Below are 985 nucleotides of genomic sequence, written 5' to 3'. Positions count from 1 at the left end.
GTACATGACAATGTCGATGTGAAGCCGTTTGCAGTTGACCTTCCCCATATAAGAGTTTCGGGCGCCGGCAGGCGTACGAAAGTCCCCGAGGAAGGAACCCGCGGGCCACAGGCGACGGCTATGGGGATTTCGATTTGCGGCTGATGTCGGCGATGGCTGGGACCTCGCCAAGGAGGGCGGAGATGGATGCGGACAGACCGCTTCGTTGCGCCTCCAAGCGATGTTGTCGGGACCGTGGGCGGCTGGGCGCGGCTCTGTCGGCGTTGATGATCACCCTGGACAGGCGTGGATCCGGTGCCGGAGGCTGTGCGCCTACGACTTGAGACTGGATCATGCCATGCCGGGTCATGGGGCGGTCTCCCGGTTTGTCGTCCGTGCGCCCGGCGGTCCGCGCGGCTGCCTCCATCGTTCGAAGGTCTCGATGATGATCATGCGGCCACCACAGCAGGGGCATGGCGGGCGGAAGTCGTCCGTTTCCTCCGTGGTGTTGTCATCGGACGGTGCGGCGACGTTCAGGAGTTCGCGAGCAATCGCGAGGCTGGCCTTGCGAGCGGAGCCGGCAAGCAGGCCGTAGTGTCGGATGCGAAGGAAGCCGCGCGGCAGGACGTGCAGCAGGAAGCGGCGGATGAACTCGTCGGTGGCGAGCGTCATGAGCTGCTGCCGGTCTGCGCCGTCGCGGCGGTAGTCTTTGTAGCGGAAGGTGACGCGGTGCTCGTCGAAACGGATGAGGCGCCGGTTCGAATGGCGACACGATGCGTGTAGCGCGACAGGTAGGCGAGCACCGCTTCCGGGCCGGCGAACGGCGCCTTGGCGTAGACCACCCTTGCGACAGGACAAGTCCTGGAAAGGAGAATGGAATGTAGATCCTGAAACCTTTCGAAGCGATCCAGAGGGTTCGACCCCCTCCCGGCAAAGGCGCAGCCCGCCAGCCGGAAGCGAGTCTTGCATGGGCGACGGCAACGTCGCTCGTGAAGCGTAGACAGCG

At 64.6% G+C, this 985-nt stretch carries 1 pseudogene; it reads right to left on the bottom strand.

What is annotated here, in order from left to right:
- Positions 1 to 345: 345 nt before the first annotated feature.
- Positions 346 to 821, bottom strand: a pseudogene (locus tag RFN28_RS34610) (IS91 family transposase); the annotation flags it as partial.
- Positions 822 to 985: the final 164 nt, after the last annotated feature.

Source organism: Mesorhizobium album (assembly GCF_033977205.1).
Classification (GTDB): Bacteria; Pseudomonadota; Alphaproteobacteria; order Rhizobiales; family Rhizobiaceae; genus Mesorhizobium; species Mesorhizobium album.
Note: the sequence above shows the minus strand (reverse complement) of the source record. Positions and strands in the feature narration are given on the sequence as shown.